This is a genomic window from Mesorhizobium sp. M5C.F.Ca.ET.164.01.1.1 (genome assembly GCF_004792125.1).
GTDB lineage: Bacteria > Pseudomonadota > Alphaproteobacteria > Rhizobiales > Rhizobiaceae > Mesorhizobium > Mesorhizobium wenxiniae.
In genome coordinates, this window is sequence record NZ_SRTG01000001.1 from 2,167,328 (window position 1) to 2,187,573 (window position 20,246).

Annotated in this window: 19 protein-coding genes; 4 read left to right on the top strand and 15 right to left on the bottom strand. The window is 62.4% G+C overall.

Annotated features, from left to right (window positions below; genetic code table 11):
* Positions 1-44 precede the first annotated feature (44 nt).
* Together EN807_RS10725 and EN807_RS10730 are read right to left on the bottom strand one after the other, a co-directional pair.
* Entirely contained in the window at positions 45-845 is an 801-nt protein-coding gene (locus EN807_RS10725) for an SDR family oxidoreductase (protein ID WP_135934894.1), read from the bottom strand.
* Positions 846-914: 69 nt separating this feature from the next.
* Complete coding sequence (locus EN807_RS10730) at positions 915-1,352, bottom strand: DsrE family protein (RefSeq protein ID WP_135935835.1); 438 nt, start codon at positions 1,350-1,352, stop codon at positions 915-917.
* A 98-nt stretch (positions 1,353-1,450) separates the two neighbouring features.
* Here EN807_RS10730 and EN807_RS10735 point away from each other — a divergent pair, with 98 nt between their 5' ends.
* Positions 1,451-2,530, top strand: coding sequence for a hypothetical protein (locus EN807_RS10735; RefSeq protein ID WP_135934895.1), 1,080 nt, complete (start codon positions 1,451-1,453; stop codon positions 2,528-2,530).
* Between the two features lie 27 nt (positions 2,531-2,557).
* Here EN807_RS10735 and EN807_RS10740 read toward each other — a convergent pair whose 3' ends face one another.
* From EN807_RS10740 to EN807_RS10760, 5 genes are all read right to left on the bottom strand, one after another.
* The gene (locus tag EN807_RS10740) at positions 2,558-3,487 is read right to left on the bottom strand and encodes a cation diffusion facilitator family transporter (RefSeq protein WP_135934896.1); all 930 of its coding nucleotides are present in this window, start codon (positions 3,485-3,487) and stop codon (positions 2,558-2,560) included.
* A gap of 28 nt (positions 3,488-3,515) precedes the next feature.
* Positions 3,516-5,705, bottom strand: a complete 2,190-nt coding sequence (locus EN807_RS10745; protein WP_135934897.1) for an anthranilate synthase — start codon at positions 5,703-5,705, stop codon at positions 3,516-3,518.
* Positions 5,706-5,965: 260 nt separating this feature from the next.
* Positions 5,966-7,054 carry a succinylglutamate desuccinylase/aspartoacylase family protein gene (locus EN807_RS10750; protein WP_135934898.1) on the bottom strand — a complete coding sequence of 363 codons (1,089 nt, stop codon included), beginning with the start codon at positions 7,052-7,054 and terminating at the stop codon, positions 5,966-5,968.
* A 150-nt stretch (positions 7,055-7,204) separates the two neighbouring features.
* The gene (locus tag EN807_RS10755; protein WP_135934899.1) at positions 7,205-8,581 is read right to left on the bottom strand and encodes an FAD-containing oxidoreductase; all 1,377 of its coding nucleotides are present in this window, start codon (positions 8,579-8,581) and stop codon (positions 7,205-7,207) included.
* Entirely contained in the window at positions 8,578-9,039 is a 462-nt protein-coding gene (locus tag EN807_RS10760; protein ID WP_127316778.1) for a DUF4126 domain-containing protein, read from the bottom strand. Before EN807_RS10760 ends, EN807_RS10755 begins: the two co-directional genes overlap by 4 nt.
* 157 nt (positions 9,040-9,196) lie before the next feature.
* On the opposite strand from EN807_RS10760, the gene EN807_RS10765 reads away from it, so the two are divergent.
* Positions 9,197-9,754 carry a sugar O-acetyltransferase gene (locus EN807_RS10765; RefSeq protein WP_135934900.1) on the top strand — a complete coding sequence of 186 codons (558 nt, stop codon included), beginning with the start codon at positions 9,197-9,199 and terminating at the stop codon, positions 9,752-9,754.
* A gap of 47 nt (positions 9,755-9,801) precedes the next feature.
* Here EN807_RS10765 and EN807_RS10770 read toward each other — a convergent pair whose 3' ends face one another.
* The 3 genes from EN807_RS10770 to EN807_RS10780 form a co-directional block, all read right to left on the bottom strand.
* Positions 9,802-10,311: an RES domain-containing protein gene (locus tag EN807_RS10770; protein WP_135934901.1), complete on the bottom strand. Its 510-nt coding sequence runs from the start codon at positions 10,309-10,311 to the stop codon at positions 9,802-9,804.
* Positions 10,308-10,793: an antitoxin Xre/MbcA/ParS toxin-binding domain-containing protein gene (locus EN807_RS10775; protein ID WP_135934902.1), complete on the bottom strand. Its 486-nt coding sequence runs from the start codon at positions 10,791-10,793 to the stop codon at positions 10,308-10,310. Before EN807_RS10775 ends, EN807_RS10770 begins: the two co-directional genes overlap by 4 nt.
* A 124-nt stretch (positions 10,794-10,917) precedes the next feature.
* Entirely contained in the window at positions 10,918-11,892 is a 975-nt protein-coding gene (locus EN807_RS10780; RefSeq protein ID WP_135934903.1) for a helix-turn-helix domain-containing protein, read from the bottom strand.
* A 130-nt stretch (positions 11,893-12,022) separates the two neighbouring features.
* Between EN807_RS10780 and EN807_RS10785 the strand changes: the two genes are divergently transcribed.
* The gene (locus tag EN807_RS10785) at positions 12,023-12,670 is read left to right on the top strand and encodes a cysteine hydrolase family protein (RefSeq protein ID WP_135934904.1); all 648 of its coding nucleotides are present in this window, start codon (positions 12,023-12,025) and stop codon (positions 12,668-12,670) included.
* Positions 12,671-12,740: 70 nt separating this feature from the next.
* Here EN807_RS10785 and EN807_RS10790 read toward each other — a convergent pair whose 3' ends face one another.
* Complete coding sequence (locus EN807_RS10790) at positions 12,741-14,420, bottom strand: formate--tetrahydrofolate ligase (protein ID WP_135934905.1); 1,680 nt, start codon at positions 14,418-14,420, stop codon at positions 12,741-12,743.
* A gap of 370 nt (positions 14,421-14,790) precedes the next feature.
* Here EN807_RS10790 and EN807_RS36435 point away from each other — a divergent pair, with 370 nt between their 5' ends.
* Positions 14,791-15,264, top strand: coding sequence for a hypothetical protein (locus EN807_RS36435; protein WP_246684056.1), 474 nt, complete (start codon positions 14,791-14,793; stop codon positions 15,262-15,264).
* Between the two features lie 34 nt (positions 15,265-15,298).
* Here EN807_RS36435 and EN807_RS10800 read toward each other — a convergent pair whose 3' ends face one another.
* The 4 genes from EN807_RS10800 to EN807_RS10815 all read right to left on the bottom strand — a co-directional run bounded on the left by EN807_RS10800 (position 15,299) and on the right by EN807_RS10815 (position 20,238).
* On the bottom strand, positions 15,299-16,441 hold the full coding sequence (locus tag EN807_RS10800) for a DUF2333 family protein (protein ID WP_135934906.1): 1,143 nt from the start codon (positions 16,439-16,441) through the stop codon (positions 15,299-15,301).
* Positions 16,442-16,475: 34 nt separating this feature from the next.
* Positions 16,476-17,780: a DUF6638 family protein gene (locus EN807_RS10805; RefSeq protein WP_135934907.1), complete on the bottom strand. Its 1,305-nt coding sequence runs from the start codon at positions 17,778-17,780 to the stop codon at positions 16,476-16,478.
* 67 nt (positions 17,781-17,847) lie between these two features.
* A complete protein-coding gene (locus EN807_RS10810) occupies positions 17,848-18,258 on the bottom strand; it encodes a DUF559 domain-containing protein (RefSeq protein WP_135934908.1) in 411 nt (136 codons plus the stop codon).
* A gap of 69 nt (positions 18,259-18,327) precedes the next feature.
* The gene (locus tag EN807_RS10815) at positions 18,328-20,238 is read right to left on the bottom strand and encodes an ATP-binding protein (protein WP_135934909.1); all 1,911 of its coding nucleotides are present in this window, start codon (positions 20,236-20,238) and stop codon (positions 18,328-18,330) included.
* Positions 20,239-20,246 lie beyond the last annotated feature (8 nt).

A 20,246-nucleotide genomic window follows, 5' to 3' on the forward strand; every position in this document is an offset into this window, starting at 1 on the left:
CCGTTTTCTCCGTTGGCTTCCGCGGCAAGTATGCAGGTCGCCGCTCACGGCATCAACTGGCCACCATTCACCTCGATCACCTGGCCGGTGATGTAACCGCTTAACAGAGCGGACGAGAGGAACAGATAGGCGCCGACGCAGTCCTCGGGCGTGCCGGCGCGGCCCTGAGGAATGGTGGCCACCATGCCCTTCATCTGCTCCTCGGTGGAATAGCGCTCGTGGAAAGGCGTCGCGATGGTGCCCGGCGCCACCGCGTTGACGCGGATGTTGAAGCCGATCAGTTCCTTGGCCATGCCGCGGGTCACATTGGAGACAAAGGCCTTGGCCGAGCCATAAAGGCCGGCGCCGCCGCCGGCGCCATTGCGCGCCGCGATCGACGAGGTGTTGACGATGAAGCCGCCCTGGCGCTTCAGCCATGGCATCGCTTTGCGCGAGGCAGTCAGCACGGAGCGGGCATTGAGGTCCATCACCGCGTCGTAATGCGCCTCGGTCTGCTCGGCATAGGGTACGCGCCCAAGCATGCCGCCGGCATTGTTGACCAGGCCATCGAGCCGGCCGAAGTGTTGCGCGCTGTCCTCGACGACGCGCTCGACATCGGCGGAGATCGAGAAATCGCCCTGGATCAGGAATATCTCGCCGCCGCCGTTGCGGATGGTCCCGGCCAGGTTTTCGGCAGCCGCGCGACTGGAATGGTAATGCAGCGCGACGCGGCATTTCTGCGCGGCGTAGGCCAGTGCAAGTGCCGCCCCGATGCCGGTCGAAGCGCCGGTGACCAGCACTGCCCTGCCGGCGAGATCGGGGATGACCAGGGTGGGGGTGACAAGGGTGGTTGTGGTTGCTGGCACGTCTATTCCTCCGGGACTCTCCCACCCTTCGTAGGGCCTCGCCGCCCTCATGTTCAAGTCAGTAGAGGTTCAGGGCCGCAAATAGGCGTAGCCCTGGCGCTGCAATTCGGCGAGCTTGACGACGCCGCCGGTCTCGGCGGCATGGAAGCCATCGAGCAAATCGGTGAGCGCAATATCCATGGCGTGCATGGTGTTGGCGCAAGCATGCGGGGTCAGCCCGTCGCGGACCAGGCCGGAAAAACGGCTGGAAATGGCAGCTGACGCGCTCTTCGACTTGAAAGCGGCGAGTGCCGGGCCATGCACGACCAGCACGATGTCGACCTTGCCGCCAGTGCCCTCATAATGGTTTTTGATATTGCCCAAAATGAACCCGACCTTGTCGAGGTCGCTGAGGTGATAGGCGACCTTCTGCCTTTCCTCTTCCACGGCCGCCGCCTTGACCGGGCGCAGCCCGAAAAGACCGGCGGCTCCGGCAAGGCTTAAGCGGAAAATATCGCGGCGTCGCATCATGTCGTTCTCCAGAATGCCGTCCTCGCAAATTGCGTGGCTTCGGCCTCGATCCTAGCATAAGTTGAAGTCACGTCCTGTCGGGCGAGGAGGGGCAGATGACATCGAATACCATTGTGGGCGCCGGACTTGGTGTCGCCTTGCTTGCCGCTGTTACCGGCACCGCCCTTGCCGAGGATACGCCTAAGCTCACCGAACTCAGCCCGGACGGCAAGGATGCCTGTTTCGGGCGTATCTATGATGCCGCGCATCTCAAGCTACGTCCGAACCAGAAGGTGGGACGGATTTTCTTCTACTACGGCAGCGATCCGGTCAGCCATCCGAACGAGGAGCCGAGCAGCGGTCCGTCCGGCTACAACGGCTTCATGGCGACGAGGGTGCGCGGCGCCAAGAAACCCGAGTGGGTTGGCGGTTGGTGCGGCCAGGATGATCCGCAGTCGAGCGAGATTCATTGCGGCATGGAATGCGACCGCACCATGGCCTTACTGAACGTCGATGAAAAAGGCCGGTTGATCGTCTCCGGCGTGCATCGCGACCTTTATCTCGATGCCGGCGCCGAGGATGAACTGGGTGAAAAGGAATACGCCAAGCAGGCACTCGGCACAGAAGACGACGGCTTTCGGCTCGACCGTATGCCGGCGCAGACCTGCAAGGCCGAATTCGCGCGCATCGATCCGGTCGATCCGGCGCTGGGAGCACCGCTGCGTGAGCGGCTGAAACCGGACCAGCCGTTCTGCTACGGGCGCGACTACGATGCCGCGCATCTCGGCTCGCATCCCGATCAGGCTACCCACACCATCCGGGTTTTCCGGGGCCCGATCGAGCTGGCCTCCTTCGCCAAGGACGGCGATCCGGCAAGCTGGCCAAGCGGCGCCGACATAGTTGTTTCCGTCACCACGCGTCGGAACGCCGCCGAGGTCACGCAGAGCTACAGTTGTGACGGCGAAGCGGACCAGTGGCGCTGTGTGGCGAGCGGAAAGACGAGCGACTTTTCCTGCGACATCGCAGCCAAGGAGATTTATCTGCGTCGCGGCGCCAACGGCACGATGATGCTGGCCAATCCCAACAGCAGCCTGCCGATCATCGACCTATGCTCGAAGGCGGCCGAAGGCGAGACAGCATCCGACGACAGGGTCTATCGGCTGGAGCCAATGCCGCAGGCTGCCTGCGCGCCTTGAGAAGTTTTGAGGGCCTACAGAACCGCCTCACGCGAACGGCACGGCCGTCGTGCCCTTGGGCAGCTTTGCCTCGTCGTCGGGCTCGACATGAATGGTGACGCGCACCGAGGGGATCTCGGCCTTCAGCGCATCCTCGATGCGGTCGCAAATGACGTGGCTGGCGCCCACCGACATATCGGCATCGACGACCAGGTGGAACTCGATGAAGGTGGCGCGGCCGGCAATGCGCGTCTTGAGATCGTGGACTTCCATTGCGCCCTTGCAATTGGCCGAAATGACGTCGCGGATGTGCATGTGCTCCTGCGTGTCGACGGCGCGATCCATCAGCCCGTCCATCGAAGAGCCGATGACGTGCCAGCCCTGCCACAGGATGTTCAGCGCGACGATAACGGCAAGAGCGGGATCAAGGACTTGCCAGCCGGTGAGCACGGCGCCGACCAGACCAATGAACACGCCGACCGAGGTCGCCACGTCGGTCATGATGTGCCTGCCGTCGGCGACCAGTGCCGGCGACTTCTCGGCACGGCCGGCACGGATCAGCGTCAAGGCCCAGAAGGCGTTGATCACCGTCGCGACGCCGTTGATGGCAAGGCCGGCCCAGGGCTGTTCGAGCGGAACGGGATGCCGCAAGGACCACCACACTTCGTTGAGGATCAGAAGGGCTGCCAGCACGATCAGCACGCCTTCCAGAACAGCCGAGAAATACTCGGCCTTGTGATGACCGAAAGGATGATCCAGGTCGGCCGGCTTGTAGCTGACCTGGATCGCCCAATAGGCGGCGGCCGAGGCAATGACGTTGACGATCGATTCCAGTGCGTCCGAATACAGCGCCACGGAACCGGTGACGTGCCAGGCCGCCAGCTTCAGGCCGAGCACGACGAAAGCGACGATGATCGACCAGAACGCGAGGCTGGCGACCTTGCGCCTGGCGGCGGTTTTCGGATCGATTGCGGTCATTGATTGCTTCCGGCCGCCGAAACCGGAGCTAAGCCGCCTTTTCCTTGGCCTTGCGCGGCAGATGCGCAACGATGTTCTCGATGATGCGCATGCCGGCATTGTGGCCGAGCGTCATGATCGATTCCGGGTGGAACTGCACCGCAGCGATCGGCTCCTTGCTGTGCTCGAAGGCCATGATGACGCCTTCTTCCGTCTCGGCCGTGACGACGAAACCATCGGGCAACCGCACCGGATCGGCGAAGATCGAGTGATAGCGGCCGACCGTCACCTCCTTGGGCAGGCCGGAAAAGATGATGCCCGGCTTCGACACGCGGATGCGTGACGGTTTGCCATGCATTGGCACGTGCAACTGCCGCAGCTCTCCGCCATAGGCCTCGGCCAGCGCCTGTAGGCCGAGGCAGACGCCGAAGATCGGCAGGTCGCGCGCGCGGGCCCGTTTGATGGTGGCGGCGCAGTCGAAGTCCTTCGGTGTGCCGGGACCGGGCGACAGCACGACCAGATTTGGCTTTAGCCGGTCGAAGACCTCGTCCGGCACAGGTGTGCGCACGGTCGAGACATTGGCGCCGGTCTGGCGAAAATAGTTGGCCAAGGTGTGGACGAAGGAGTCCTCGTGGTCGACCAGCAGGATGTTGACGCCGTCGCCGACGCGCGCAGTGGCGCGTTCGGTGTCGGCGGCATTGCCTGATTTGGCGTCGCGGATGGCGGAGATCATGGCGGATGCCTTCAGTTCGGTTTCGGCTTCTTCTTCCTCGGGAATGCTGTCGAAGAGCAGCGTGGCGCCGGCGCGCACCTCGGCGATGCCGTCCTTGATGCGGATGGTGCGAAGCGTCATGCCGGTGTTCATGTCACCGTTGAAATTGACCATGCCGATCGCCCCGCCATACCAGGCGCGCGGGCTCTTCTCGTTCTGCTCGATGAAGCGCATCGCCCATAATTTCGGCGCGCCGGTGACGGTGACCGCCCAGGCATGCGACAAGAACGCGTCGAAGGCGTCCATGCCTTCGCGCAGCCGCCCCTCTATGTGGTCGACGGTGTGGATCAGCCGCGAATACATCTCGATCTGGCGGCGGCCAATGACGCGCACGGAGCCCGGGTCGCAGACCCTCGACTTGTCGTTGCGATCGACGTCCGAGCACATGGTCAACTCGGATTCGTCCTTCTTCGAATTGAGCAGCTTCAGAATCTGCTCCGAGTCGGAAATGGCGTCGCCGCCGCGCTTGATCGTGCCCGAGATCGGGCAGGTCTCGACGCGGCGGCCGTTGACGCGCACGAACATTTCGGGAGAGGCGCCGATCAGATATTCGCCTTCGCCGAGATTGATGAAGAAGGAATAGGGCGAGGGGTTGATGGTCTTCAGCTTGCGGGAAATGTCGGAGGGCGGCGTTTCGCAGCGCTCGTAGAACATCTGGCCCGGCACCACCTCGAACAGGTCGCCGCGTTTGAAGCTTTCCATCGCCTTGCGCACCAGATTGGCATATTCGCCGGGCTCATGGTCGCCGCGAGGCGGAATGCGGTCGGCGGTCTTGAACGGCTCGACGATTTCGTCGCGGGGCAATCCCTCCGTCGAAAACTCGTCGCTGGAATAGTCGTAGCGGTCGGTCCAGGCCTTGGTCGAATAGTGGTCGACGACCAGGATCTCGTCGGGCAGGAACAGCACAAGGTCGCGCTGGCTTTGCTGGCGCTCAAGCTTGTAGTCGACCGGATCAAACTGGAAGGCGAGGTCGTAGCCGAAGGCACCGTAGAGGCCGAGATTGGCGTCTTCCTCCGTCTTGAACAGAGCGGTGATGGCGCGCAGCACGGTGAAGACGGAGGGAACGCGGCTGCGTTCTTCTTCAGTGAAGACACGGCCGGGCTTGGCTACTTCAAGGCGGATGAGTTTTTTCGAGGTCTCGGCGATCGTCACGTCGTCAAGGCCGCCGAGCGCCTTGCCGATCACCGGTAGAAGCACCTCGCCACGGCTGTTCAGCGCATCGATGCGCATGGCGCGGCCGCGCGCCGAGATCACCAGCGGCGGGTCGATGATGGCGGTGTCCCAGCGCGTATAGCGGCCGGGATATTCGTAATTCGAGGAAAACACGGCGCCGCGGCGCGCATTCAGCCCGTCGATATAGGCGTCGATCGCGCCTTCGTAAGGCCGGTCATGGCGCTCGCGGGTAATCGTCACGCCACCCGCCGTGACGAAGCGCTCCGCCCCGTTCTCCAGAATTTTCGTCGTCATTGCCGTCTCCATCAGCGTCTTGGCTATATCAGCGTCTTGGGGCAACGGACCCGGGCATGGCTTGAAAAAACAAATGGCCGCCCGGACATTCCGTTGCGGCCACCTTCTATTTTCACGCGCACGCGTTCGAACAGGCCGCTGTCAGCGAGCCCACCACCAAACGGTCTTGATCGAGCGCATGTTCATGGCGATTCCAATAGCGGCGATTGAACGGCCACGCAACTGGATTCAATGAAGCGCTTGGCGAAGGGCATAGGCCCTCAGTCCTCCAGCGTCCCCGACCTGGCATCGGCGCTCTTCCTGTCGCCGACCAGCTTCAGCAGATCTTCGCCGGCACGGATAATGCGGCGGGAGCGCCGTGTCAGGATGATGCCCGCCTGCGGCGCGAACACCTGCGTGCGGCCGCCAGGTTCACCCGGCGCATGGACGATGGTGGCGAGCAGTGCGCCTTTAGCCACACGGTCGCCGGGCTTCACCTCGTAAAGGACCGCGCCCGCTCGGGGCGCCGGCATCATGTCGATGTTTTCGAGCGGTGCGACAATGCCGGTGAAAGAATTAGGCCCGGCAAAGCTGCCGGACGTGGGCAGCGTCTGATCCAGGATCACGCCGCGCGCCACCAGCAGCCGATAGAGCCCATCGGCATCGGAGCCGGCCAGAGCGCCATCGACATCAAGTATGCCGCGATACTCGACCGTGGTGGCGACGCGGCGGTCTAACCGCGCCAGCTCTGCAGGGACGTTCAGATACGGTATGATCGAGGCGCCTTCGAAGGTGCCGTCGGTGTCCTCATTCCATAGGATCACCGCATCGACGCCCATGGTCACCGCACAATCCGCCATCGCCGGCCACAGGCTGGCGTTGACATAGAGGTAGGCGAGGCCCTCGTCGTCGCAGTGCAGATCGAGCACGATGTCGTGGCCGATCGACAGTTGCAGCAACCGGGCCTTAAGCCGCTGATCGGCCGTGCCAAGCGTGGTGTCCGGCAACAGCATCATGTCCGGCGCGGCCAGCAGCGGAAAGCCGCGGTTGAAGTTGGTGCGCGTGCCCAAGTGAAAACGGCCCTGGTGCTCGCCGAAATGATACTGGGCGCGGCCGATGGGATTGGCTTGGGGCACGACGGTGATATTGCCTTTGATGCGGCCTTCCGCTTCGGCTTTTCCGAGCATCGGCATCAGCGCGTCAATGGCGACGACACCCGGCAGTTCGCCGGCATGCAGAGCCGCCTGCAGATAGGCTGAGGGTGCTGACTTGTCACTGCCGTCAAAGCGGAACCCTTCGAAGCGGAACACTGGGAATTCGTAGGAAACGCCCTCGCTGTCGCCGGCGATGCGCTCGACCGATTTCTGCATGATATTCCTCCAGGAAAGAGGCCGAACACATGCCCTTTCGCCGATACGCTGTCGATTGATCCAGCTTTTCGCGCTATGGGCGCAAGACTCTACTCGGCCGGCTCCCGAAGGGGCGCGGTGGACACTACTGGTTCCAAACGCCTGCCCGGCCTATGCCAGCGGCTTCAATTCCTGGGCAATGGTGGGCAGAAGTTCCGAGACATTGGGGTGGATATGGGTTGCCCGCGCGAGCGTGCTGACCGGCGCCTTGGCGTACATCAGATCGAGCACGCAGTGTATCGCCTCGTCGCCACCGGGACCGAGCACCGAACAGCCGAGGATTTCCTTGGTGTCGGCGTCGACCAGGATCCTCATGAAACCTTGCGTCTCGCCTTTCTCGACGGCGCGGCCGACGCGGGTCATCGGCCGCTGGCCGACCAGCGCGCGACGCCCGGACTTTCTTACGGCTGTCTCCGTCATGCCGCAGCGGCCGAGCGGCGGATCGGTATAGAGTGCATAGGCCTCTATGCGGTCGCTCACCTTGCGCGGATCGTTGTCGAGCAGATTGGCGGCGACGATCTCGTAGTCATTGTAGGAGGTGTGGGTGAAGGCGCCCTTGCCGTTGCAGTCGCCCATCGCCCAGATGCCGGGCACGCTGGTACGCAGCTGATCGTCGACGACGATAAAGCCGCGGTTGTCGACCTCGACGCCGGCCTTGTCGAGTCCGAGATCGTCGGTGTTGGGCGTCCGGCCGACTGCCAGCAGCAGATGCGAGCCGATCGCCGGCGCCTTGCCAGCGGAGAAGGACACGGCAATGTCGCTGCCCTTTCTGGCGAAGCTGATGTCGTCGGCGCCGAGATGGACCGTGATGTCTTCGTTTTCGAAGATCGACAGGATGGCGGCCGAGACGTCCTCGTCCTCGCGGCCGATCAGCCGCGGGTTCTTTTCAACCACCGTGACCTCCGAACCGAAACGGCGGAACATCTGCGCGAACTCGAGCGAGACGTAGCTGCCGCCGACGACGACGAGATGGCGCGGCAGCACGTCGAGATTCATCATCGATGAATTGGTCAGGTACGAAATGTCGTCGACGCCTGGCAGGTCGGGCACCGAGGCCCGGCCGCCGGTGTTGAGGAATATTTTTTCGGCGGTCAGAAGATCATCGCCGACGCGCACGGTATTGGCGGATGCGAAGCGCGCATGGCCGCGATAAAGCATGCATTTGTCCATGCCGGCAATCCAGCTCTCGAGATTGTCGCGGGCGTCGTTAGACACCTTGTCCTTACGCGCCTTGATCACCTTGTAGTCGACGCCGACCGGACCGGAGAGTGTCACGCCGTAGTCGGCGGAGCGGCGGGCGAGATGCGCGGCATAGGCGCTGGCCACCATGGCCTTGGTCGGCATGCAGCCGGTGTTGACGCAGGTGCCGCCGACCAGCTTTCGCTCGATCAGCGCCACGCTCATGCCGGCCGCCGTCAGCCGGCCGGCGAGCGGCGGGCCGGCCTGCCCGGCGCCGATGATGATGGCGTCGAATGTCTTTGCCGTCATGCCACCGCCGCCACGATCAGCAGGCCACCGATGATCGCCACCGCGTCCTCGATAAGGGCGGCTGGCAGGTCCTTGCCGAAGGCGATCGCCAGGCGTTTGCGCAGCTCGGCGCCGCCCAGCGTGCCGATCACCGCGCCGATGGCGCCGGCGATCAGGCCGCCGATGGTGGCGCCGCCGGTCGCGCCGATCACTGCGCCGGTGAAGGCGCCCATGACGATGCGTGCGCCGAACTGCTGTGGGACCTTGCGGCTCGGCGTCGACGGCAACTGGTCGGTGACGAGCTCGACGACGGCCAGGATGGTGAAGATGCCGACGGTGATCCAATGGCCCATGAAACCAGCCCAGGTGCCGGCGACCGGCAGCCAGCCGAGGCAGGCGCCCCAGGCGACTGCGGCGGGCGCAGTCATTGCGCGAAGGCCGGCAACGACGCCGATCAGAAGTGCAAGGATGTACAGCATGATTGATCCCCCCTCGATCACACGGCCTGGGATGGCCCAGCCGGGGCAGGCTAGCATAGGATCGGCATTTGACCAGCGCGATCTCCGCGTTACCCGATTTATGGACTGTGCTTTGACACCACGTTGAAACAGCAGGGTAAGACAGGAGGGCATCGCCTTGAACGGAAGCGAGCGCATAAAAATGGCCGCGGGCGAGTGGTATACTTGCCTCGACTCAGAGCTGGAGGCGCTGCGCATCCTCGCTCGCGACGCGGTGTTCGAACACAACAGCTTGTCGCCCCGGCAACGTGGCGACGTCGGACCTGCCTTGAAGTCGCTGCTCGGCGCTGCGGGCGAGCGCGCCCGGATCGAAGCGCCGTTCCACTGCGCCTACGGCTTCAACATCTTTCTCGGCGACGGCGTCTTCCTCAATGCCGGCTGCATCATCCTCGATACGGCGCCAGTCCGCATCGGCAAGGGAACGCTACTCGGCCCCAACGTGCAGATCTACTGCGCCGAGCATCACAATGAGGCAGCGGGGCGACAGGCCGGGCTGGAGATCGCCAAGCCGGTCGAGATCGGCGACAATACCTGGATCGGCGGCAGTGCGGTCATCCTCGCTGGGATCGGCATCGGCGCCGGCGCTATTGTCGGAGCGGGTGCTGTGGTGACGCGCGATGTGCCGCCAAACACCACGGTTGTGGGCAACCCGGCGCGGCCGGTCAGGCGCGGCTGAGCATCCTTTGCTCCAGCTGGATCAGCGAAGCGGCGAGATAAGCACGGTCATTTGGCAGGAGGTGGATGCAATCGCGTATCGAGCGCAAAGGCCTCCTGGTTTTTCATTTCATAGGCGCCCTTCGCCACGCTCGCGTCGAAGATCAGATTCCAGCTATACTGGGACACCGCGCTCGGAATCACCACGAAGCGATGTCGTTTGAGAAGATCATCGCCGAAGGCCTGCTGCCCAGAGCTCGGGATGCCCGGACGCAGCCAGTTAGCGTTCGGAACGGCGGCGGGGTCGACGACATGCACATCCGTGACATCGCTGATTATCACGGCCGTCATCACATGCGCGATCGTGTCGAGCGCCCTGAAGCCCTTGTGGACTGCAACTTCGAGAATCGCAGTCGAAGGATCGATTGAGCAGTAGACTGCGCGCACGCCCCTGCTGTTCCATCGTCCGCCGACCCTGTATGCGCCCTCGCCACTGTCCCATGTAGGCGCGAACGCAGCCTGATCGAGACGCCAGCCAACGAGGTTGGAGCCGCCAAGTACGGCCGGCAGGGGCGTCATGCATAAACGCCATATTCAAGTCGCTCGAGATAGTCTTCCACAAGCTCGACACCAGCCGGGGTTGCCAGAAGATCGATTGGACGGCGCTGGTCGAGCCCGATCGCCGGGCGTTCCAGCCATTGCTCCGCTTCCGCCTGCGAACCGAACACATCGGTCGCTTTCGACAGGATCTCCGCGAATTTCCAGGTTCGTCCGCTCTGATCCTGGCTGAGAGGCTTGGAAGGGGCATCCTTCCGGCGCTGGTAGGTGCGCAAGCTCATGCCGACGGCCTTCTCGAGCGAATCAGTCTTCTGGATGAACATGAGCTGCCCAATGAGATGATCCAGCGCCGAACCTGGCAGGCCGTGCACAAGCAGCTCATGGGCGTCCAATGCGCTCCGGAGGTGCCGCGATAGGATGCGGGTGCCGCCGAGCAATCTGGCCACCTTCTGCAGTTCATTGTTTTTTGCTGCTGGGGCAGCCTTATCCAACGCCATCGCCATGGCTCGCCTCTCGCGTCATCTGTCGCTTTAATATATGACAGATGACGCTAAGCCTTTCAAGGACGGTAGGATCGAGCTCAGGGCAATGATGGCAGGGCCGACATCGACATGAGTTGGCGCTATTTTACCACGTGCCCCCCTGAGCGTTCTTCGAGAATTCGCGCCGGTACTGCACCGGTGACGTTCTGAGCCGCGCCGCGAAGTGCTGGCGCAGCGACGTGGCGCTACCGAACCCGGCCTCGAAGGCAACCGTGTCCATCGATTTTTCCGTTGCTTCCAGCAGCCGCTGCGCCAGCGCGACGCGCTGATCGATCAGCCAGTCGCCGAAACTGGTGCCGATCGTCTTCTGGAAGCGGCGCGTGAACGTCCGGCGGGTGAGACCGGCGGCGTCGGCGACGCTGTCCAGACTGTGCAGATCGCCCAGCGTTTTGCGCACCGTGTCGAGGGCCTGTGTGAAGCGATCCGCGTTGCCGGTCCTGGCGATGGGGCGTTCTATGAACTGCGCCTGCCCACCTTGCCGATGGGGAGAAAGCACGATCTGCCGGGCAAGTCGAAGAGCCGCCTCGGCGCCGTAGCGGGCTCGCACGATGTGGAGACAGCAGTCAAGCCCGGCGGCGACGCCGGCAGATGTCATGACATCGCCATTGTCGATGTAGAGCACGTCCGGATCGACGATCATGTCGGGATAACGCGCCTGCAGCTGCTCGGTATAGGCCCAGTGCGTCGCGGCTCGCCGCCCCGAAAGCAGTCCGGTCGCCGCAACAGCGAAGGTGCCGAGGCACAGTCCGACAATCAATGCGCCGTTGCGGTGCGCTCGCAGCAGCGCCTCTACCAGAAAGGCAGGTGGCGGATTTTCGAGATCTCGCCAGCTTGGGACGATGACGATGTCCGCGCCATCGAGGCTGCCAAGCCCTTGCGGCGCAGTCACGGTCAATCCTGCTTCGGTATGGATAGGCCCGCTTTCGATCGCACAGATGCGGAAGTCGAAGCGCGGCAGGCCGAGCGCGGCGCGGTCTTCGCCGAATACAAGGCACGGCACGGAAAGGTGGAACGGACTGATGCCATCGAAGGCGATGGCGGCAACGATCGGATCGGCCATGCTGAGCACCAATAAGGGTTGGATCCGATTTGTCCCAATTCTTTTGAATAATGTCAATTGGGACACTTTTTGCAATCCGGCAGCAGGCCTATCGTCGACCAATTAAAGCCAAACGGGAAAGGAAAACTCAGTGTCTGAACCAGTCAAAGGCAAGGCGCCACGCCGCGCCCTCATCGTCGTCGACATCCAGAACGACTATGATGGCGGCAACCTCGCCATCCAATATCCGCCGTTTCGCGACAGCGTCGTCAACGCAGCACGAGCGATGGACGCCGCCGCCGAGGCAGGCGTCAAGGTCGTGGTCATCAAGCAGCTGGCGCCTGAAACGTCGCCGATTTTCGCCAAAGGCAGCCACGGCGCCGAATTGCATCCTGAGATATCAAGGCGAAGCCGCGATCATTACGTCGAAAAGACCTTGCCGAGCGCTTTCACCGGTACGGACCTCGAGGACTGGTTGCGCGCCAACGCCATCGATACGATAACCGTCGTTGGCTACATGACGCATAATTGCGATCTCTCGACCGTTATCCACGCAGTCCATATGGGTTTTGCGGTGGAATTCCTGTCCGACGCCACCGGCTCGGTGCCCTATGCCAACAGCGCCGGCTATGCTTCGGCCGAGGACATCCACCGCGTGGTGACTATTATCCTGCAGTCGCGCTTCGCTGCCGTTCTCAGGACCGCCGAATGGATCGACTGTCTGAAGACCGGCACGCTGCCCGAACGCGACACGATCCACGCTTCCAACCAGCGCGCGCTGGCACGGAACGCCGCTTAAAAGTCGGTCGTCGGATAAGCAAAAGGCGCCGCAGCGATGCGGCGCCTTTATCATTCCGGCCTTCAAAATCTCAGAACAGACCTTCGATCTGGCCCATTTCGTTCAGGAAGATCTTCTCCGAGGACGGCGCCTTGGGCAAGCCGGGCATGGTCATGACCTCGCCGCAGATGACGACGATGAAGCCGGCGCCGGCAGACAGCCTGACCTCGCGCACCGGCACGGTGTGGCCGGTCGGCGCGCCGCGCAGGTTCGGGTCGGTCGAGAACGAGTACTGCGTCTTGGCCATGCAGACCGGCAGGTGTCCGTAGCCGGCGTGCTCCCAGGCGTGGAGCTGGTCGCGCACCGACTTGTCGGCGATCGCTTCGGAACCGCGATAGATGCGCTGTACGATGGTGTTGATCTTCTCGAACAGCGGCATCGCGTCGGGATAGAGCGGCGCAAACTGCGAGGAGCCGGATTCGGCCAGCGCCACCACCTTGTTGGCGAGTTCCTCGATGCCGGCCGAGCCGTGGGCCCAGTGCTTGCACAGGATCGCCTCTTCGCCCATCGAGGCGACGTAGTCCTTCATCGCCCTGATTTCAGCGTCGGTGTCGGAATAGAAATGGTTGATGGCGACCACGGCCGGCACGCCGAACTGCCTGATATTCTCGATGTGACGGCCGAGATTGGCGCAGCCCTTCTTGACCGCCTCGACGTTTTCCTTGCCGAGGTCTTCCTTCTTGACGCCGCCGTTCATCTTCATGGCGCGCACGGTGGCGACGATAACCGTGGCCGCCGGCTTCAGGCCGGCCTTGCGGCACTTGATGTCGAAGAACTTTTCCGCACCGAGATCGGCGCCAAAACCGGCTTCGGTGACGACATAATCGGCGAGCTTCAGCGCCGTCGTGGTGGCGACGACCGAGTTGCAGCCATGCGCGATGTTGGCGAAGGGGCCGCCATGGACGAAGGCCGGGTTGTTCTCCAGCGTCTGCACGAGGTTGGGCTGCATGGCGTCCTTGAGCAACACGGCCATGGCGCCGTCGGCCTTGAGGTCGCGGGCGTAGACGGCCGACTTGTCTCGGCGATAGGCGACGATGATGTCGCCGAGGCGCTTTTCCAGGTCCTTCAGGTCGGTGGCAAGGCACAGGATCGCCATGACTTCCGAGGCGACGGTGATGTCGAAGCCCCCCTCGCGCGGAAAGCCGTTGGCGACGCCGCCGAGCGAGCAGATGATCTCGCGCAGTGCGCGGTCGTTCATGTCCATGACGCGGCGCCAGACGACTCGGCGGGTGTCGATGCCGAGCTCGTTGCCCCAGTAGATATGGTTGTCGATCAGCGCCGAAAGCAGATTATGCGCCGTGGTGATGGCATGGAAATCGCCAGTGAAGTGGAGGTTCATATCCTCCATCGGCACGACCTGCGCATAGCCGCCGCCGGCAGCACCGCCCTTGACGCCGAAATTCGGCCCGAGCGAAGCCTCGCGGATACAGACGATGGCCTTCTTGCCAATGCGATTGAGACCGTCACCGAGGCCCACCGTCGTCGTCGTCTTGCCTTCGCCGGCCGGCGTTGGGTTGATGGCGGTAACGAGGATCAGCCTACCGTCCTTGTTTGTCTTCACCGACTTGATGAACTCGGCCGAGATCTTCGCCTTGTCGTGGCCGTAGGGCAAAAGGTGCTCGCTTGGAATGCCGATCTTCTGGCCGATGGCCTGGATCTGCTTCTTGTCGGCGGCGCGCGCGATCTCGATGTCGGACTTCACTTCGGCCATGGCGGCTTTCCTCTGGATTGGACGGTGGAGGGGACGGGTTTGATCAGCGTGGTCGCAAGCCTGTTCGAAACAGCCTGGCACTTCAGGCGAGGGCACGTTCTAACCCTGTCGCTGCCGTGGCGTCAACTTGCATGCAACTATGTTTCCTATGAAGAAAAGACAGCTCTCTGTTTCCCGGTCGACCTGTCCCGGATCTTCGCGCCCGGTTGTCGCGCCGTATAAAAGCCAGAGCACGCGCCGTCCTGCCGTCTCAAAACAGCCGCGGAATGCACGGAATGCGACAGGGTTCGAGCCCCGGTCGGCGCTTCGAACGGTCGCGTTAGAATGCGCCGATCTGGTGCATCAGCCCCAAGCCGTCTAGCTGGCCGAAATGTTCCACTACGATACCGTTCTCAACGCGATCGATGTGAATCACACCAACCGACACGCATTTTCCGCTCGGTTCGACACCATGGAAGACGCCGGTGTGCGTGCCCTGAAAGCGGCCGCGCGTGACCACCTTGTCGGCGTCGCTGACATAGTCGTCGACGACGTGATGTCCGTCCGGAAATCCAAAAAAGAACTCGGTCAGCGATTTGCGCCAGTCATCGAAGCCGATCGGGTTGGCGCTGCCGAGATGAACGGCCAGATCTGGAGAGGAGACCAGACTGGCCAGTTTGTCTCAGTCTTGCGTGTCGACCGTGGCGTAGAAATTTCGAGCAACTTCCCGGATATCCATCTCGTGTCCTCGCTAACCGCCGCCCAGCGGTTGAACGACGACGAGGCAGTCAGGTTCCGCTCTCCGCGACATGCGGCCGAGCTATTGCCTCGACAAGTTGCCGATTTCGACCAGGGACAGCGGTGATTTCAAGCCAGGACGTCTTTCACTATTCGGCCCTTCACCGATCCAGAACGGACCTGACCTCGACGAGGTTCGATCGCACCCTAAGCACATAGAAACCCATCGTGGTGAGGTGGGTGGGCATGATCCAGCCATCCTCGCGCCCGTTCGAGATTATCAAAGGCTGGATGGCGAGCGCCGCCCTGAGCTGGCCTTCCACGCTGTTCCAAAGTGGTGTGAGGCCGCGATTGTCGAGGATCTGCTGGAAGTCGTGATGCGCCGCCGTCAGGATGCCGTAATAGCCGTAGAGCTGGCCGTAGGCGAACCAGAAGCGGTCGTCAGCCCGCGTGTCGAACCAGCCGCTGTTGAAATTCTGCGAACGGTCGCGGATCAGGTCCGACGTCGAGCCTATGTCACTCGCGATCCGGTCGACGAACTGCAACAGATTGTCGGCGCGCGCGTTGAAGACAACCTCGCATTTCATGAGCCGGTCGTTGAAGGCGCGAAGGCTGCTCGCCGCCGTGCGATAGAAACTCGGCGTTGGGGTTTTCGGACCAAAGGGCCTGAGGCCGAAATACCAGGTTTCCTCGTCGAAGGTGATCGCGCCGCGCGCATCCTGCAGGTTCTGATCTATCTGGCTGGTGCCGCGGACGCGGCCCAGCGTGTCGACAAGCTCGACAGCGGTGCGCCGGATGGCCTGATTGACCCCGCGCTGGAAGGAGGCCTTGTTGTCGAGAAACGGCGTGCGGTCCCAGTCCATGCCGAAGAACCCGAGCTTGTAGAGTATCATCGACGAGATCCAGGCGTTCTCGTTGACGTTGAAATCGATGAGATCGGCCGCGACCTGGACAATGGCCGAGTTGGTGCAGGTCTTGACCTCTCCCTCGACACCGGCGGTTTCCCCGGTGGCAGAAGGAGCGGGCTGCGCCGGGGTGGTTCCGGCCGGCTGCGTGAATTTATATGCCTCCGCATACGCGGGATTGAAATTGCTCCAAACCTGCGTGTTCCAGATGAAGTAGCCATAGAGGCCGATCAGCATGAGCAGAGCGAGGCCGAGCACCGCCTTCAGGATCCAGCCGCGCTGCGTATACCAGTGCCCGGCCCACATGAACGGCCACAGGATCACGCCGACTGCGAAGCCGATGCCGCGGCCGATCCACTGGAAAATCCGTGTGAAGAAATTCACGATCGGATCAAGCATGGCGATGTCACCCCCTCGTCAGTCAGCCGGTCCTTCAATCGGTAAGGCCGTAGAGGCGTGTGCGAAACGCCACCTTGTCTTTCAGATATGTGGTTTTCAGAACGTCCACAACATGTGATCTCCAGGGGTCGCTGAAGCCGTCATAGTCCCTGTAGAATCCCGGTTTGTTGAAGACGTAGCGAGAGACGAAGTCCTGCGGCACGAAATCCGAGATCAGCTGGTTGGTCAGCCAGGCGTCGGGATGGCCGGGCTTGGCTCGGATCACCAGAAAACGCTGCTGCGGGAACACGTCTTCGATTTTTAGATAGCCAAGGTGAGCGATCTCGCGCTTGGCGGCGTTGAGAAAGGGAAAATTGCCGTCCCTGGTGATCAGGTTGGCATGGCCGTGGATCCAGGTCTGCAGCCAGACTTTGTCGACATCGGTCAGATTACGGTCGGGCTCGGCATCGCGGATCAGCGCGCGCACCACCATTTCGGCGCGATGTTCGAGATAGCCTGACGTTTCGATCCATGAGGCGCGCGGCAGTTCGATGCGGCCGGTTGCGGCGAGGAACTTGAACACCCGGTCAGCATCATTGATCGAGAGGTAGCTCACTTGCCACGGTCGCGAGCGACGGAAGCCTGGGGCTGCCGGGTCGCTGATCACCGTCGTCATGTCCGGGTCGATGAACACATAGAGCCCGCCGAAATGGCTGGTCCAATAGGCGCTGTGACGAAAGATCACCTGATCCGGCACCAGCGCGTTCTCGCGGATGTCGCCGCAGATCTTGGCCAGCTCCACCATGCGGGTGAGCATGGCGTTGTCGCGCCAGGCGTCCGGCTCCTGCTTCAGCTGGTCGACGAGCTTGCCGAGTTCGGCGGCCTTGCCGAGCACGTCTTCCGCCGACAGCACCTTGAACTCGACCTGGTTGATCGACAGCAGATCCTCGATGTCGTCGACCTTGGGGACCGAATCCTCGATCTCGCCGTAGATGACATCCTTGATGGTCAGCGCGTCGATGGCGCGCTGGTTCGTCGACATGAACTCGAACATCAGTTGCGAGGTGTTGGAAAAGGCTGTGTGGACCACCGGCAGGTCGATCTGCGACGGCGTCAGGATGATGAAACGGCGGTTGATCTCGTTGGGATCTAGGTAGTTGTAGTCGCCGCATTCCTCGGCCACCTGCGGCGAGAAGCCGGTGCGGTCGATCTCGAAACTCTGCAGCTTCGTCGGCTTCAGGCCGAAGGCGACCAAAGCCTTGTTGTAGCGCTGGATGAGATGCGGCTCGTCGATGGTCAGCAGCCGGCCATAGATCAGCTCGTTCTCGCGCAGCAGATCGGATTTCCTGGCGGGGCTCATGCTTCCTTCTCCCCGTTCACGGGGAGAAGGTGCCCGAAGGGCGGATGAGGGGCGGCGCAAGCGCTCATCATCTTTTCTCTACGATTGATGAAGGCAGAAATTTTGCGTCGATGGCAATCATTTTCCTATCCAGTCGACCGTCGAGGACCGCCACGATCGTATCAAGCACGCTCTTGCGGCTTGCCAGGACATCGGCGTGCCACACCCTTAATACCGACCAACCATTCCGATTCATCGTTTCGTCCCTGTACCGATCCTGCGATCGATTTACGTGCTGGCTTCCATCAACTTCCACGACAAGATTGGCTTCACGGCAGGCGAAGTCTGCGAAATATGGACCGACTGGCAGCTGACGAACAAATTTATGGCCATTCAATCGCCGACCACGCAGTTCGCTCCATAGCTTTTCCTCGGCATCGTTCTCAACCTTCCGAAGTTGCCGGGCCTTTGAGACTTTCATCTCATTTCTGCTTCGCATGGTGCTGCCCCTCATCCGCCCTTCGGGCACCTTCTCCCCGTAAACGGGGAGAAGGAAGGGACGCCGAGCTCAAGCATTCCACAGGCCCTTCTTCTTCAATTCCTCGATCTCGCGCACCGCGCGGTCGCGCAGGCGGGTGTCGCGGATCATCTTGGTCACCGCCGCGTCGTCGGACTTGTCGGAATAGCGGAACTCCGAGTCGGCGTAGCGGTTGACCTCCTGCATGACCATATCCATCGAGAACGGACCGCGCAGTTCCTCGATCATCGCCTTCTTGTCGTCGTAGCCCTTGTGCATGAAAACTTCCGGCTTCTCGAACCATTCGTCCGGCAGCTCGATGTCCATGGCGCGCATCTTGATCGCGTCGGTGACGTTCTTGATGGCGCGGCCGGTGAAGCGGGGCTCGGCCTCCTTGATCATGTGCAGATAGGTGCCGATGTCGGCCATCGATTTCGGTGCGCCGTTCTCCTTCATGTAGCGCTCATAGACCTTCATCAGCCCGTCTTCCCTGGGTTTTTCATGCTCTTCATAGGCTTCCATCACCGCGCGCTGGATTTCCTGGGCGGCGTAGAGCTTGTGGTCGCCGAGCGGGATCTTGTGGTTCTTGCCTGCGAGCAGCACGAAGATGTCGATGTAGTCGTCGCGCGTTTGTGGCCCGTCGACCAGCCAGCGGGCGCCGGCGCGCTGGCGCAGCGCGTCGTCGACGTTTTCGGGATAGTTGGAGAACATGCCGAAGGAGCAGTTGCCGCGCACCACGGTGCCGGCACCCGCAAACGCGTCCATCAGGACACCGGTGATTTCCTGCTGGCCTGCCGAGGCGCGATCGTCGGAGCGGCGTGCCGCCACCTGATCGATATCGTCGATGGTGCCGAAGCCGATGACGCGCGGGTTCAGCACATTGTTGATGAACTGGCGGCAGTTCTGGCCCGACTTGCCCTGGTAGGAGGAGATCTGGTCGACACCGAAATTCTCGTAGGCGAACGGATAGCCGGCGACCTGGCAGTAGCCGTTGACGAGACCGGCGATCATCTGGATCAGCGTCGTTTTGCCGGTGCCGGGCGCGCCGTCGCCTATGAAGGTGAACAGGAAGCCGCCGAGCTCGACGAACGGGTTCAACTCCCGCTCGAAATCATAGGCCATCAGCATCTTGGCGAGCTTGATCGACTGGTACTTGGCGATGTGGTTGCCGACGACCTCTTCGGGCTTCTTGAAGGTCATCACCAGCGGCTTAGACCGCTTGCCCGGTGCGACGTCGAAGCCGTCAAGGGTGAAGTCGTCGATGTCGATGCGGATATGCGCGTTCTCGAACGGGCCGATGCCGTCGAAGCGGCCCTTTCGCGCCAAAAGTCCATCGATGGCGACACGGGCGAAGGCGCGCGCCCGGGTCATCAGATCGGCGTCGTCCTTGGCGCCTGATATCGCCGTGTCGAGGCCGGCCACGATCGACTTCACCGCGTCCTGCGGGGTGTCGAACAAGAGATCCGGCTCGGGCGTGTCGTTCGGGGCCTCGCCGTCGCTGTCGATCAGCTGGAACAGATAGGAGGCGAGGCTGAAGGCCGAAATATAGGCCGAAGCCGACAGCAGCTTCTTGAAGGTGGCGGCCTCGTCGCCTTCGAGCGGCGCGCGGGCGTTTTTCGCCTGCAGGCTTTCGAGATCGGAGCCTTCGGCGAAGACATCAGCGATCGCCAACGCGATCGCCAGCCCGCGCCGGGTGCGAAAGAGCAGCATGTGCTGCGCAATGCTCAGCAGCTGGTCGCCGGGATGGACGGCGGCGACGGTCTTGGAAAGCTCGACCTCGCGCGTGCGGCGCACCGAGCCGACCGAGACGGTCGAGACGAAGCGGCGATTGGTGCCGGCCAGTGCGGTCCCGGATTCCCGCGACGGGTCCTCCAGCACGACGATGCGGGTGATGAAGCTCTGCGCCGTAGCGCGGTGCTTTTCGATTGCCGCTTCCGAAATGGTGGTCAGGCCGGTGTCCATGAAGGATG